This window comes from Candidatus Limnocylindrales bacterium (assembly GCA_035559535.1).
GTDB lineage: Bacteria > Moduliflexota > Moduliflexia > Moduliflexales > JAUQPW01 > JAUQPW01.
On record DATMBG010000051.1, the window covers coordinates 402,438 to 416,102 of the forward strand.

At 47.6% G+C, this 13,665-nt stretch carries 12 protein-coding genes; 7 read left to right on the forward strand and 5 right to left on the reverse strand.

Annotation, left to right across the window (positions count from 1 at the left end; all coding sequences use genetic code 11):
• The first annotated feature begins 28 nt into the window (after positions 1-28).
• Positions 29-1,165, forward strand: coding sequence for a mandelate racemase/muconate lactonizing enzyme family protein (locus VNM22_20250; GenBank protein HWP49501.1), 1,137 nt, complete (start codon positions 29-31; stop codon positions 1,163-1,165).
• A gap of 19 nt (positions 1,166-1,184) precedes the next feature.
• Here VNM22_20250 and VNM22_20255 read toward each other — a convergent pair whose 3' ends face one another.
• The 5 genes from VNM22_20255 to VNM22_20275 all read right to left on the reverse strand — a co-directional run bounded on the left by VNM22_20255 (position 1,185) and on the right by VNM22_20275 (position 5,643).
• Complete coding sequence (locus tag VNM22_20255; protein HWP49502.1) at positions 1,185-2,537, reverse strand: amidase; 1,353 nt, start codon at positions 2,535-2,537, stop codon at positions 1,185-1,187.
• Between the two features lie 93 nt (positions 2,538-2,630).
• Positions 2,631-2,795 (reverse strand): hypothetical protein, encoded by a 165-nt coding sequence (locus VNM22_20260; GenBank protein HWP49503.1) that lies wholly within the window; start codon positions 2,793-2,795, stop codon positions 2,631-2,633.
• A 77-nt stretch (positions 2,796-2,872) separates the two neighbouring features.
• Entirely contained in the window at positions 2,873-3,355 is a 483-nt protein-coding gene (greA, locus tag VNM22_20265; GenBank protein ID HWP49504.1) for a transcription elongation factor GreA, read from the reverse strand.
• 272 nt (positions 3,356-3,627) lie between these two features.
• Entirely contained in the window at positions 3,628-4,725 is a 1,098-nt protein-coding gene (locus VNM22_20270; protein ID HWP49505.1) for a quinone-dependent dihydroorotate dehydrogenase, read from the reverse strand.
• Between the two features lie 279 nt (positions 4,726-5,004).
• Positions 5,005-5,643 (reverse strand): hypothetical protein, encoded by a 639-nt coding sequence (locus tag VNM22_20275; protein ID HWP49506.1) that lies wholly within the window; start codon positions 5,641-5,643, stop codon positions 5,005-5,007.
• 518 nt (positions 5,644-6,161) lie between these two features.
• On the opposite strand from VNM22_20275, the gene VNM22_20280 reads away from it, so the two are divergent.
• From VNM22_20280 to VNM22_20305, 6 genes are all read left to right on the forward strand, one after another.
• Complete coding sequence (locus VNM22_20280) at positions 6,162-7,718, forward strand: beta-ketoacyl synthase N-terminal-like domain-containing protein (GenBank protein ID HWP49507.1); 1,557 nt, start codon at positions 6,162-6,164, stop codon at positions 7,716-7,718.
• Positions 7,719-8,061: 343 nt separating this feature from the next.
• The gene (locus tag VNM22_20285) at positions 8,062-8,469 is read left to right on the forward strand and encodes a methylglyoxal synthase (GenBank protein HWP49508.1); all 408 of its coding nucleotides are present in this window, start codon (positions 8,062-8,064) and stop codon (positions 8,467-8,469) included.
• Between the two features lie 176 nt (positions 8,470-8,645).
• Entirely contained in the window at positions 8,646-10,517 is a 1,872-nt protein-coding gene (locus tag VNM22_20290; GenBank protein HWP49509.1) for an aldehyde ferredoxin oxidoreductase family protein, read from the forward strand.
• The gene (locus VNM22_20295; protein HWP49510.1) at positions 10,501-11,373 is read left to right on the forward strand and encodes a transketolase; all 873 of its coding nucleotides are present in this window, start codon (positions 10,501-10,503) and stop codon (positions 11,371-11,373) included. The genes VNM22_20290 and VNM22_20295 overlap by 17 nt, the downstream gene beginning before the upstream one ends.
• A complete protein-coding gene (locus VNM22_20300; protein HWP49511.1) occupies positions 11,370-12,374 on the forward strand; it encodes a transketolase C-terminal domain-containing protein in 1,005 nt (334 codons plus the stop codon). Before VNM22_20295 ends, VNM22_20300 begins: the two co-directional genes overlap by 4 nt.
• A 112-nt stretch (positions 12,375-12,486) precedes the next feature.
• Positions 12,487-13,653 carry a mandelate racemase/muconate lactonizing enzyme family protein gene (locus VNM22_20305; GenBank protein HWP49512.1) on the forward strand — a complete coding sequence of 389 codons (1,167 nt, stop codon included), beginning with the start codon at positions 12,487-12,489 and terminating at the stop codon, positions 13,651-13,653.
• Positions 13,654-13,665 lie beyond the last annotated feature (12 nt).

The window sequence follows — 13,665 nt, forward strand, 5'->3', positions numbered from 1 at the left end:
CTGACTCCCAATTCCTGACACCTCAAGGATGAAAATTACCCAAATTCAAGCCAATCTCATTGAGATCCCTCTACCTAAAGAGCACCATTATGCCTGGGTCCCGGGATCTGCCGTAAAATCCATCCAGTTTACACTGGTCAAAATTTTCACCGATGAAGGTATTACCGGGATTGGGGCTTCTCATATCTGTTTTGGAGAAGAAGTTGTCCACAGTATTCATAACCTCCTAACCCCTTTCCTGATAGGAAAAGATCCCCTGGCCACGGAACGGCATATTGAGACAATCTACAGTGCCCGTTACTTTGGAACTCCCCTCTGGCTTGTAGATCAGGCCCTATGGGATATTGTAGGAAAAGCCGCCGGACAACCCCTCTATAAACTTTGGGGAGGCTTTCAAGATAAAATCCTGGCCTATGGAGCCCCTTCGGAGCCTCGATCCCCCCAGGAGCACCGGGAGATAGTTCATCACTACCTGGAAAAAGGATTCAAAGCCATCAAGCTCCGCCTCCATAATGAAGATCCTAAGGACGATCTGGCCATTGTGGAAGCGGTTCGGGATGAGGTAGGGGATCGAATGGAGATCATGGTGGACGCCAACCAGGCCCTGTTACTTAACAGTCCCCGACCTCATCCGATCTGGAGTTATGAACGGGCCTTGATGATGGCCCGAGAATTGGAAAAATTAAAGGTCTACTATCTGGAAGAGCCTCTCTATATCTATAATTTCAAAGGAATCGCACGATTAACCCAGGAGACCGATATCTATATTGCAGGTGGGGAATGGAACGGACCCATCCACGAATTCAAGTGGCTTCTGGATCAGGGCTGCTATGATATCCTCCAACCCGATGCCATGCAATCCGACGGTCTGTTCCGAATGCGCCAGATTGCCCACATGGCCTATCTGGAGAACAAACTGTTCATTCCCCATACCTGGGGAAATGGGCTCGGTCTGGTAGCCAATCTACAGGTTGCCCTTTCGGTTCCAAATTGCCCGTTCTTTGAATACCCTTATGATCCTGAAACTTTAAGCGTAGAAATGAATCAGGCCATGATCCAGGAACCTCTGCAGGTGGACGCCGAAGGTTATTTGCATGCCCCCAAAGGACCTGGATTGGGGGTCGAACTCAATGAGGATTTTATTCGAAGGTACACACTTCGATAATTCGATGATCGGATCGCCTTTACAGGCGAGGTTTTTCTTTAAATCCCAGTACCTTCTCACACCAGTGGGCAGCTCCAAGGAGCCTATCTTCCTTAAAATGAGCTGCTGCTAACTGAATTCCCAGTGGAAGTCCGGATTCACTGAGACCGGACGGAAGGGTTATTGCAGGAAAGCCGGAAAAGGTCCAGGGAATATTAAAAGAAGGATCCCCCGTAGCCTGCAAACCTTTGGGAGCCGGAGATGCCGTCGTTGGGGACAACAAAACATCCCACCGACTCAAAAGGGGGATCATGTCCTGAATAAATTGATTTCGGATCCGTTGGGCCCGCAAGTATTGAACTCCGGAAACCAACATGCCGGTCTCAATGAGCTCCCGGAGTTTTGCGCTATACTTTTCCTTATGTCGATGGAACAGATCTTCATGAACAGCCGCCATTTCCACCCGCATGATGGTCCGATGAGCTGCCTGGACGGCAGAAAAACTCTGGGGCATTTTTATGTCCTGGACGGTAGCTCCGGCACCAGCCAGACGCTGGATAACCCCCTCGAAGTGTTTACGAACCTGTTCTTCAGCATGGTCCAGGAAGAACTCCCGAACAAGTCCGATTCGGGGTGGACCTTCAAAACGTTGTAGAGCCTGAGGATAATCGGGGACGGGCTCCTTGGATGAACGGGCATCTTGAGGATCGTGGCCAGCCAGGACTTTTAAAAGGAGGGCAGCATCTTCGACGCTGCGAACAAAAAAGCCCGGATGATCCAGACACCAGGCATCCGGAAAAATTCCATGACGGCTGATCCTCCCATAAGTGGGTTTTAGGGATACAACCCCACAGTAGGCGCCGGGCCTGAGTAAAGAGCCAGCAGTTTGAGAACCCAGAGCCGCCGGACACATCTCTGAAGCCACAGCCGCTGCGGAACCACTACTGGAACCTCCGGGAGTATGTTCCAGATTCCAGGGATTACGGGTCGGAGCCGGATCAAAATAGGCAAACTCGGTACTCGCCGTTTTTCCTAAAATGATAGCCCCGGCCTCTTTAAGGCGTCGGACGGTTGTTGCATCATAAGTCGGCACGAAATCGGCAAAGATCCTGGACCCCATGGTGGTTCTCAACCCCTGAGTATAAAAAATATCTTTGACCCCCACCGGAATCCCATAAAGGGGGCCTCGAGGCTTTCCCTGCTCAAGTTCTTGTTTACAACGAGCTGCAGCCTCTAAAGCCCCTTCTCGATCCAATGTCGTCCAGGCTTTTACCTTTGGCTCTACCTTATCGATTCGTTCCAAAAGGGATTTTACCAAATCTATGGGCGAGAGTTTCCCTTGGGAAAGATACGTCAAAGCTTCTGTAATGGTCCAGGTATAAGGCTCCGTCATGACTTCGCTGTCTGTTGTTCGTTGCCCGTTGTTTTTAGATCCGTAGGAACAGACTCCTTATGGAATCTCAATGGACAACGAACGACCGGTTACCTACAAAAAGAAAATGGGTTCAAGTTGAGGATCCATTGGATAAGAGATGATTTGTTCAAGCTCTTGAGCTGTTGATTGAAGCGCCGGCCGAAGAGCTTCAGCTCTATCAGCTCCCCATAGACTCACCGCCCATTCCAAAAGGATCTTAAGCTGATCTTCTTTCATGGCCTATAGTTCGCTGTCCTCGGTCGTTACCCTTTAGGATCCTTCAGTAACGAACAAAAGACAACGAACAAATCTCCCTAAGAGAACCGTTCTATCTTAACGATTTCATAAGTCTTAACGCCGTCGGGAACTTTAATTTTCACCTCATCGCCTACCCTTTTTCCCATCAACCCCTGGGCAATGGGGGATTTAACAGAGATGACGTTTTCATAAAACTCGGCATCCTCTCCACCCAGAATCTGATAAACAACTTCCTTATCGGTATCCAGATCGTAAAGGGTTACCTTGGTTCCCAACATAACCCTATCAGTGCTGATGTTTAGCGTATCGATGATAACGGCGTTGGCCAAACGGTTCTGTAAATTAGCCGCTTCCAGATTTAACATTTCCTTCTTGGCTATGGCCATCTCCCATTCGGCATTTTCGCTTAAATCTCCATAGCTGGCAGCATGCCCAATTTCTTTGCTAATCGTTCCACCCGGTCTTATCATTTCCTTAAGTTTTTGCAGTTTCTGATCCAGATGGTTCCAGGTTTTTCGAGTCATATAATTAACTTCCATAGTCCTTTTAACACCTTTCCTTGTAAAAATTCTTTATGACTTGTTAACAGGGAGTGTTTCGTAACATGTAACGAAAAGTTGTTCCTGTCAAGAAAATTGTTCTCTACTTTCTAAGGATAATTCCTTTAGAATAGATTTCAACGGGGATTAATATTTTTCCTGATCGGGTAATCCTTTAGGGGAGGTAGGTGCCGGCAGCAGGTTCCAGGGGATGGACCCTCTGAATAAAGGGTATACCAAGGTATGTCCAAGGCGTTATAGGACTCTGGAAATTATTCTCTAATTTCCTGAATTCGTTTAAACCCATGGATCTCCATCAACTTTCGTAATCCCTTGTTGATTCTATAAACCATGAAGGGTCCTTCGTAAATCAAGCCGGTATAAACTTGAATTAATCGCGCCCCGGCCTTCAACATGGCAAAGGCATCCTCGGCTTGAAAGATGCCCCCAACTCCTATAACGGGGAGCCTGGTATGATGGTAAATATATCGTACCACTTCGAGAGCTCTTTTTTGTAACGGCTTGCCGCTCAACCCCCCCATCTCATGGGTCTGGAGGCTCAGACCCTCGCGTCGAAGGGTGGTATTGGTTGCAATGAGACCATCGACCCCGCGATTTAAACAAACTCCCATCAATTCATCCAGGACCTGCCAGGTTAAATCTGGTGAAATCTTTACGAAAAGAGGCCTTCTAGGAGTTCCCATTTGCTTGGATAAGGCTTTAGACTCTTCCTGAAGGGCTATTATCAAATTGTCCAGTTGATCTCTCTCCTGCAAGGTTTGCAACCCGGGCGTGTTGGGTGAGCTGACATTTATGGCAAAATAACTGGCATAGGGGTAAAGTCTTTGAAAGGAGTATACATAATCTTCAACGGCTTTGTCTAAAGGGGTTATTTTAGATTTTCCGATACTAATTCCCACGGGAATGGTTGGCGGCTTCATCTCCTGAAAACGCCTCGCTATGGCATCGGCACCTTCATTATTAAACCCCATTCGATTGATCAGGGCTTTATCTTTGGGAAAGCGAAAAATACGAGGTCGGAGGTTACCTTCCTGTGGATATCGGGTAACGGTACCTATTTCCAGAAAGCCAAAACCCAAAGTAGTTAATCCATGAATAGCTACTGCATTCTTATCAAAACCTGCCGCCAGTCCCACAGGGTTCTTGAAAGTAAGCCCAACAACCTCTTGCTCCAAAGCAGGATCCTGAAAAGATGTAAAATTTTGTAAAATCTCCGGCTTCCGCCCGAGGTATTGGAAGACCTTCAGGGCTAATTCATGGGCCAGCTCCGGGTCTTTATGAGAAAGTTTAAAGAGAAGAGAACGTATCCAGGGATAAAACATGACCGATCGCATAGGATCCCGGATCAACGGAATCCCCCTTTTAATCCTTAGATTTCCTCTTTGCCTTTCCTGACGTAGGGGCAGGTTTGAAAGAGCCTCCTAAGGACCGTGTAATTAAATGCAAAGGGAAATAAATCTTGAATAAAACTCTTTTCTAAATATACGTTCCAATCCTTTTCTTTGAAAGGAAGTAAGCAGGAAAAATCCCTCTAACTCTGTTTTATTTAGAATTAGAGGGATCTTGAACAAAACAGGAGGGTAGATTAAGAATCTTTCCCTACCCGATCACCGTTTTTACCTCTACTGTTAGCGGGAGGGTTGCCCTGAACTCTGTAGCTTGGTCTTCCATTCAGACTCTGGAAGTACCTGAAGGGACGTAATCATATCTCCTTCAGCCGCAACTTTCGGGGTTGCGGGTCGACCGGCCTGACCGGTTGTTGCCTGTTCTCCGGGTTGTACAGGTTGTTGAATATCTCGTTGGGGGGGTTCTTTGTGACTGGGTCCTACCTTCGTCCCTTCCCCTTTCTCTTCTAAAGGTTGCTTAATATCTTGCCCGGGAGTTTGAGGATGACTGGGTCCTACCTTCGTCCCTCGGACTGTTCGAGTAAATTGTACATATTGACCCGGTTTCAGGTCCGAAAGATTCCCGCCTTTAAAGGCACCCTCACCCAAAGTAAAAGTTATTTCTTGGCCCTGGGTCTCGGTCGAAGACGTTCTCGTTTCAATGGTAACGGTTCGCCTGTCAGAATCTACTTTTTTAATCACTCCGAACTCTGTTTGTCCTTCCTTGCCCATTTGTCCTTCCTTCAGGGTATCTTCAGGCTTCTTGGATTCTCCGGGTTCTACCCCTCGGGATTGAGGATCGGAAACGGCTGCGTGGACGAGATGGGTCAGTGAAATCAGGAATATAAAACTCACAATCCATAAACACCACTTCTTAAACATAACCTTACCTCCTTATTTGGGGATATTGAGTTAAACCCTGAGAAGGTTTTCACTCTCCTTCCCTATCAAGACTTTATGACTCTCTTTACTCAACCAACTGTCTTTTCATTTTTCTGATTCTAACCTAATATCATATGAATCTTTTGGCAATATTTATAACAAAATATTTTATTTTATCTTATATTATGTATTTATTACTTCCTTTTTAGGTAATTCCTTCAGGCAGAAGTTTTAGGTGTTTTCATTCCTTTTCCTCCTTTTTACAAGTTTTAGGTTTACTTAAAGGCAGGGGAATAACCCGCTGGCTTATGCGGATTTGGCAACAAGTCTCGAGGTAGCAAGACGGTCCTTCCAGATTGAAGAGAATCCCCTTGACAGTCATCTTGTGGAGCATCATATATATCGTAGAAACTTTCCTCTCCAACTCATTGCCGGGGGGAAAATTGTTTTTGATTTCAAGGATCGGATCTTCTCCAGGGTCAGGGTTCAAGAAATCAGGCAGAGGAGGACCCAAGATTATGTTAGAGGTATATGTTTCGGGTGTCGGGATGACTCTGTTTGGAAAGAGAAAAGAATCTTTACCGGAGTTAATGACCGAGGCTGCCTATAAAGCTTTGCAAGATGCAGGACTCGAGGAAGTGGATGCTATTTACATAGGAGTCATGAACCCTGAGGCCTTTATCCAAGAAGGAAATTTTGCCAGTTTAATGGCCGACCATTTAAAGCTGATTGGGACTCCGGCGGTTCGAATTGAAACAGCTTCATCCTCCGGTGCGGCTGCCTTTCACCTGGCCTATCAAGCTATAGCTTCTGGCTATTATAAGCGGATTCTCGTCCTGGGCGGAGAGAAAATGACCCATCTGAATACCACGCAAGCTACAAAGATTCTGGCGGAAGTTATCGATCGATCTGAACGAAGTTGTGGGGCGACGATGCCGGCCCTTGCCGCCATGCTGACGGAGAGGTACCTTAAAGAGTACAAAATTTCCCATAACACCATGCAGAAGATGCTGGCCTTGGTTGCTATCAAAAACCATTATAACGGTTCTTTAAATCCCTACGCCCAATTTCAACATGTTCTCTCTGAGAAACAATATCTTGAGAGTAAAGTGGTAGCCTTTCCTCTCAAACTCTATGATTGTGCTCCCATAACCGATGGGGCGGCGGCCGTTATCCTGACCTCGGATAAAACAAACGTACGGGTAGCAGGTCTGGGACAGGGGACCGATACGCTGGCTATTCGCCATCGTACCTCTTTTACCTCGTTTAGAGCAACCCGACTTGCTGCCTTCCGGGCTTATCAGATGGCCCGTTTAAATCCCGACGATATTGACTTTGCAGAAGTTCATGATGCTTTTACTCCCTTCGAGATCATCGGCACTGAAGATTTAGGTTTTTTCCCCCCGGGAAAAGGGATTAAAGCCCTCGAAAAAGGAGAGACTCACCTAAAGGGTCGACTCCCCATTAATCCGTCGGGAGGACTCAAAGCCCGGGGGCATCCAGTGGGAGCCTCAGGACTGGCCCAGATTGTGGAGATCGTCTGGCAACTACGTCGGCAAGTTGAACCCTCCCGGCAATTGGACAAGGCCCGAATTGGATTGGCCCAAAGTATCGGTGGTCTGGCTACCAACAACTTTGTGACGATCCTTGAAAGAACGGATCTTTGGAGAACTTTCCCATCTAACTGGCAGGGAGTATACCCTTTACCAACCGACAAAACTCTATTGGTCCGAAAAACAAACGAAGAAATCGCCGAAGAAGGCGTCATTGAAACTTTTACCGTTCTCTACACAACTCCAGAAGGCTTCCCCTCCCCTTTACCCTTAGCACTCATCAAAGATATCAAAGGAAACTGGGTTATCGCCCGGGGTCGTAGTTTAAAACATCTCAAGATCGGAAATCGAGTAACCCTCCATAAGGTAGGAGACAGTTACTATTTTCTGGCCCGGACTTATCTGGATAAAGTTCATCTCTCTCTTCGAAGGATGCTTCGGAAATGGAGTAAAAGCAGACGCTATCGCGTGTTGAATCCGTTCTTGCTTAAAAAGAAAAAAGAGGTAAAGACCGTTGGATGATGAGCCTCCTGGGAGCAATCCCGAAATGATCCGATAGAACTACCCGGGTCTTCCTATCTGGATTCTTTAACCCTATAGGCCCCTTTTATGGGGTTGATTCGGTAAAATTGCACAAAAAAGAGTCAGTTTCTGTCTTTATTCTGTCCCCCTCTGGCTCAAAACTTCCAGGGTCTGAACCGGCCTTCTCTAAAGGGATCGGATAGGGTTTTTGAAACAGGCTGAAACCTTTGGTAGAGATTTTGCTATACTTAAAGGACTTAAAGGAAAGATAGGATCGGAAAGCTTGATTCTTTCAGTGGATAATCCAGCAGCTACCAGTAAGTGAGGAGATAGGAAGATCTTTATGAACAGAAAAGTTATTGTATTGGTTGCCCACGATGCTAAAAAAACGGACATTTTGGAGTGGGCAGGTTTTAATAGAGAAACTCTCAAATCCTTTAAGATTTACGCAACTCAAACCACCGGACAAATCTTGCAGGACAAGCTCGGATTAAATATTAACCTGCTGAAGAGTGGACCTTTGGGGGGAGACGCCCAGGTTGCTACCATGATTGTGGAAGGTAAGGTAGATATCTTGGTATTTTTCTGGGATCCTCTCACCCCTCAGCCCCATGATGTAGATGTGAAAGCTTTATTGCGCTTAGCCGTGCTTTATAATATCCCCATAGCCTGTAACCGCTCTACGGCAGATTATATTATTTCTTCCCCCCTTGTGAATCTCGAAGTTACAAAATCTTTACCGGAATTATAGGCAGTTTCTACTTGACCTCCTTCTCTCCCCATGATAGATTGATTCAAGAACCACTCAAATTCCAGAGATAGCCAACAGCATGAAGTTAAGTTTTTGAAAGGAGAGGAACTTAAACTGTGGGCCCTAAAGTCGGTCGGTAGACCGGTTTTGTACAGTTTAAGTTACCGGCTGAAGGGATGTACGGTTATGGAGGCCGTATTTTAACCATCGATCTTAATTACCGCACGACTCGAATTGATTTCTTTGGAGATGGTTTTGCTCGAAAGTATCTGGGGGGGAATGGATTTGTAATTAGATTGCTTTATAATCTGGTTAGACCCAGGGTTAAACCCTTTGATCCGGAAAACGTGATCGTATTTGCCACCGGACCCATCAACGATACCTGTATTCCCAGTGATAGTCGAATCTGTGTGGGGACCAAATCCCCGTTAAACGGATTATTTTTTGACTCTACCTTTGGCGGGCGATTTCCGGTAACGCAGAAACGGACCGGGTTTGATGCCATTGTTATCACCGGGAAAGCAGATCGTCCGGTATATCTGGTTGTAAATGAATCCGGAGTATCTATCAAATCGGCGGAATCCTTATGGGGATTAAAAATTACCGATGCCATTAAATCCATCCTGGAGGTAGAAGGTCCGGATGCAGATGCCATAGCCATCGGACCGGCCGGGGAAAACCGGGTACGATTTGCGGCCATGGGCCATTTCTGGAAAAACCGGGGAGGGATCTCAGGAAGGGGCGGCATAGGAGCCGTTATGGGATCTAAGAACGTTAAGGCTCTGGTGGTTCGGGGGAACCGGAAAACAGAAGTTGCCGACCTGGCCGATTTGAAAGCCCTGGTCAACGAAAACCGGGAAGCTCTCAAAACCGGTACTGCAGTTCTTAAGGCCTATGGAACCCAGGCCCTGGTAGATCTGATCAATACCAAAGGGGCCCTGGGTACCCGAAACCTGCGTTATGAAGTCTGGGATCGGGCCTCTGAAGTCAATGCGGATACTTACAAAGAAAATTATTTTGAAAAGGATACAACCTGTTATCACTGCTCTATTGCTTGTGGAAAGGATTTTGCGGTTAAAGAAGGAGAATATGCAGGGCTTCGATGGAAGATGCCGGAATTTGAGACGATTTTTGCCTTTGGGTCCATGTTAGATAATTCCCATGCGGCTTCTCTTATCAAGGCCAATGAACTTTGCGATGAATTGGGGATGGATACCATCAGTTTGGGAGTAACCCTGGCTTTTGTTACCGAGTGCTTCGAGCAGGGTTTATTGACCCGCTCAGATACCGGGGGCATCGATCTTCGTTTTGGAGATTATCGCCTGATGAATGAGCTGATTGAGGCTACGGCGTTCCGTCGAGGATTTGGGAATGTGTTGGCCGAGGGTTCAGCCAGGATTGCAGAACAATTGGGTGAGAAAGCAAAGGAATTCCTCTATACGGTAAAGGGAGTTGAAGTACCGGGCCATTCCGCCCGGGGATTGAAAGGGATGAGTATCGGTTATGCAACCGGAACCCGTGGTGGTTGTCATCACGATACCCGCCCAACCCTCCAGTATGCCTCTACGTTTGACCACCGTTCCACAAAGGGAAAACCTGAATTTGCCATCCGCACTCAAAACTTTACGGCCCTGGATGATTCTCTGGTTCAGTGTCGATTCACCAGTGAACGGGGCGGATTCGGTGCCATGATCAACGATAAGTATACCCGAATGATCCGGGGAATCACCGGTTGGGATGTGACGACGGAGGAAATCGAACAGATCGGAGAGCGGATTTGCAATCTGGAACGCGCTTTCAATGTCCGAGAAGGGATTCGACGTAAGGATGATACCCTTCCCCACCGGGTCATGACGGAACCTATCCCCTCCGGACCCTTGAAGGGAATGTATTGTCCTCCCGATGAATTGAATGCCATGCTGGATGAGTATTACACCCTTCGAGGTTGGACAAAGGATGGTATACCCGGTGAAGCAAAACTCAAAGAACTGGGACTCCAGGACGTTATAGCCGAGATGGAAATGGCCAGGTATGAATCCCATAAATGAGAATATGCCCCAAGTAAAGCCAAATCCACCACCCCCTGAACTCGTCCATTCCCTTCGTCTTAAGGCCAGACAAATCCGACGGAACGTCCTTTTGATGGCCAAAGGAAAAGGGGAAGGTTATGTAGGACAGGGGCTTGGAGCGGCAGATATTTTAACGGTTCTTTACTTCTATGAAATGCGTTTCGATCCCCACCGTCTGGATTGGCCGGATCGGGATCGCTTTTTGCTCTCCACCGGACATTACTCCATTGTGCTGTTTGCCACTCTCACCGAACTGGGGGTATTTCCTCCGGAGGAGCTATCTTCTTACGGTGCCGACGGGAGCCGATTCGAAATGTCGGCGTGTGAAACTACCCCGGGGGTTGAAATAACCGGTGGTTCATTAGGACATGGGTTATCCCAGGCCGTGGGGATGGCCCTTGGCTCTCGCCTAAGTGGACGGAAATTTCGGGTTTTCAACTTTCTCTCAGACGGAGAACTGCAAGAAGGAGCTACCTGGGAAGCCGCCATGGCTGCAGCCCATTATAAATTGGATAATCTTATTGCCCTGGTGGATATCAACAACATGCAAGCCGATGGAAAGACCTCCGACGTTATGATGGTAGAACCTGTGGTAGACAAATGGAAAGCTTTTGGTTGGCATACCCAGAGTATAGATGGTAATTCCCTGGAGGAGTTACTGATCGCGTTTCAAACCGCCCGATCTATCCAGAATCAACCCAAAGTCATCCTCTGCTATACCTTAATGGGAAAGGGTGTTCCTCTCATCGAGCAGAAGCCCAAAGCCCATTTTATTCGGGTGGAACCCCATGAGTGGGATCTTGCCTTACGTCAACTGGAGGAATCTAAAGTATGAACAACCCTCAGACCCATCGCGGATTTACCGTAGCCATGAGTGTTTCCGAAGCGGTTACTGAAGCCCTCACCACCGTTGAAAAACCGTTTGGCCATGCTTTGATTGCAGTTGCACGTCAGAATCCCAACGTCGTGGGATTAACGGCAGATTTGGGTAAATATACGGATATTGATATCTTCGGTCAGGAATTTCCCCACCGTTATTTCCAGATGGGTATGGCCGAGCAAAATCTTATAGGGGTCGCGGCAGGTTTGTCCCGGGTTGGATACATTCCCTTTGCGACCACCTACTGTGTATTCGCTACGCGTCGAGCCTATGATTTTATTGCGGTGGATATCGCTTTAGGGCGGGCTAATGTAAAAATTATTGCCGGTTTACCGGGATTGACGACCGGATATGGGGCTACCCACCAGGGGATCGATGATCTGGCCCTCATGCGGGCCATACCTAACATGGTTGTTATCGATCCCTGCGATGCCACAGAGATCCAGCAGGTAGTTCCGGCCATCGCCGAATATGGAGGGCCTGTTTATATGCGCATACTACGCGGACAGGTAAAACAGGTCCTGGATCCGAAGACCTATCGGTTTGAATTGGGTAAAGCAAAGCTGCTGCGTCAGGGGAGAGATCTGACCCTGATCAGCACCGGCTTAATGACCCAACAGGCATTGCAGGCAGCCGATTTGTTAAAACAGGATGGTATTGAAGCCACCGTCTTGCATGTCCCTACCTTGAAGCCTTTAGATCAGGATGCCATTATCCAGGTAGCTGAAGCGACCAGGACCGTTCTGACCCTGGAAAACCATTCTGTTCTGGGAGGACTGGGTTCTGCCGTTGCAGAGACCCTCTGTATGGCCGGGTTGTCTGTAACCCTGGCTAAAATCGGGATTCCCGATCAGTTTGTGGAATGTGGTTCTATTCCCTATTTGACCGATAAGTACGGTCTTTCTACCTGGCACGTAATACAGACCGCAAAAGAGATTCTTTCTCGGCGGAAGTAGGGGCACGGTGGCGCCGTGCCCTTACTTTTTATAGAGGTGAGATCACAAAAAATCTGGAGTTATCTTAATCTTTGCCCGGAGTTATCTTAATCTTTGCCCAAGGAAAGGTGCCATGAAAGTTATCAAACTGGAAACTTTTCTCACCAATGCAGGGTTGCGGAACTACCTGTTCATACGGCTGCACACCGACACTGGCTTAACAGGAATCGGCGAAGCATCCTTGGAATGGCAAGAGCAAACGGTTCAAACCCTCATCCACGAATTTTTAGAAGAACGTTATGTACTGGGAGCTAATCCCTTCGACATTGAAGACCTGATTACCCGTATGGTTCGCGATCAATATCAGGGGGGCTCTACGATCATGACCGCCATTAGCGGGATTGAAATTGCCCTATGGGATCTTGTTGGAAAGGCCTGTGGTCAGCCGGTTTACAATCTCCTTGGGGGACGTTGCCATGAGCGTCTTCCAGCTTATGCCAACGGTTGGTACGGAGGGGCTTATACTCCTCAACAGTATGCAGATCGGGCGAAGGAAGTTGTAAGTCGAGGATATACAGCCCTGAAGTTCGATCCCTTCGGAGTAGCCTGGAAAGAGTTACCCCGCGTAGACCGTAAACAGGTTATGAAAATTGTAGAAGCGGTCCGACAGGCCGTTGGAGAAAACGTCGATCTCCTGATTGAAGGTCACGGACGATTCTCCGTGGAAACCGCTGTGGAAATAGCCAGAGATCTGGAGCCTTATCATCCCACCTGGTTTGAGGAGCCGGTTACCCCGGACAGCATCGACCTGCTTTATGAAGTCAAATCCCATGTGAAAATTCCCCTTGCAGCCGGTGAGCGTCTCTATACCGTCTCCGATTTTTATCGCTTAATATCTAAAAGGGCCGCTGATGTGGTACAAATGGATGTGGCACATTGCGGCGGCATCCTAACCAGTAAAAAGATTGCAGCCATGGCGGCTGTTCAAGATATACGGATATCCCCCCATTGCTCGATCGGTCCGGTAGCCTTGGCCGCAGCTTTACATGTGGATATAGGTACACCCAATTTTATGATTCAAGAAGCCTATGGCGAGTTCGACGTACCGTGGCGGGATGCTTTGGTTCGAGGGTGGAATCCCCTCCAACAGGGTTATTTTTACCTCCCGGAAAGTCCGGGTCTTGGGGTAGATATAGACGAAAACATTATTGCCGCTCACCCCTACGTAAAGAATGCTTTTCCCAGTTTATGGGATCGGAGCTGGTTTGAGAAATTTACCCAAAATCAAAAGAACCACTAGGTCAGGCGTCCC

What these genes read in the sequence shown, in the direction of transcription:
- VNM22_20275 (HWP49506.1), bottom strand. Translation starts at nt 5,643, where the DNA reads ATGTTTAAGAAGTGGTGTTTATGGATTGTGAGTTTTATATTCCTGATT.
- VNM22_20305 (HWP49512.1), top strand. Translation starts at nt 12,487, where the DNA reads ATGAAAGTTATCAAACTGGAAACTTTTCTCACCAATGCAGGGTTGCGG.
- VNM22_20250 (HWP49501.1), top strand. Translation starts at nt 29, where the DNA reads ATGAAAATTACCCAAATTCAAGCCAATCTCATTGAGATCCCTCTACCT.
- greA (HWP49504.1), bottom strand. Translation starts at nt 3,355, where the DNA reads ATGGAAGTTAATTATATGACTCGAAAAACCTGGAACCATCTGGATCAG.
- VNM22_20280 (HWP49507.1), top strand. Translation starts at nt 6,162, where the DNA reads ATGTTAGAGGTATATGTTTCGGGTGTCGGGATGACTCTGTTTGGAAAG.
- VNM22_20300 (HWP49511.1), top strand. Translation starts at nt 11,370, where the DNA reads ATGAACAACCCTCAGACCCATCGCGGATTTACCGTAGCCATGAGTGTT.
- VNM22_20260 (HWP49503.1), bottom strand. Translation starts at nt 2,795, where the DNA reads ATGAAAGAAGATCAGCTTAAGATCCTTTTGGAATGGGCGGTGAGTCTA.
- VNM22_20255 (HWP49502.1), bottom strand. Translation starts at nt 2,537, where the DNA reads ATGACGGAGCCTTATACCTGGACCATTACAGAAGCTTTGACGTATCTT.
- VNM22_20290 (HWP49509.1), top strand. Translation starts at nt 8,646, where the DNA reads ATGTACGGTTATGGAGGCCGTATTTTAACCATCGATCTTAATTACCGC.
- VNM22_20285 (HWP49508.1), top strand. Translation starts at nt 8,062, where the DNA reads ATGAACAGAAAAGTTATTGTATTGGTTGCCCACGATGCTAAAAAAACG.
- VNM22_20295 (HWP49510.1), top strand. Translation starts at nt 10,501, where the DNA reads ATGAATCCCATAAATGAGAATATGCCCCAAGTAAAGCCAAATCCACCA.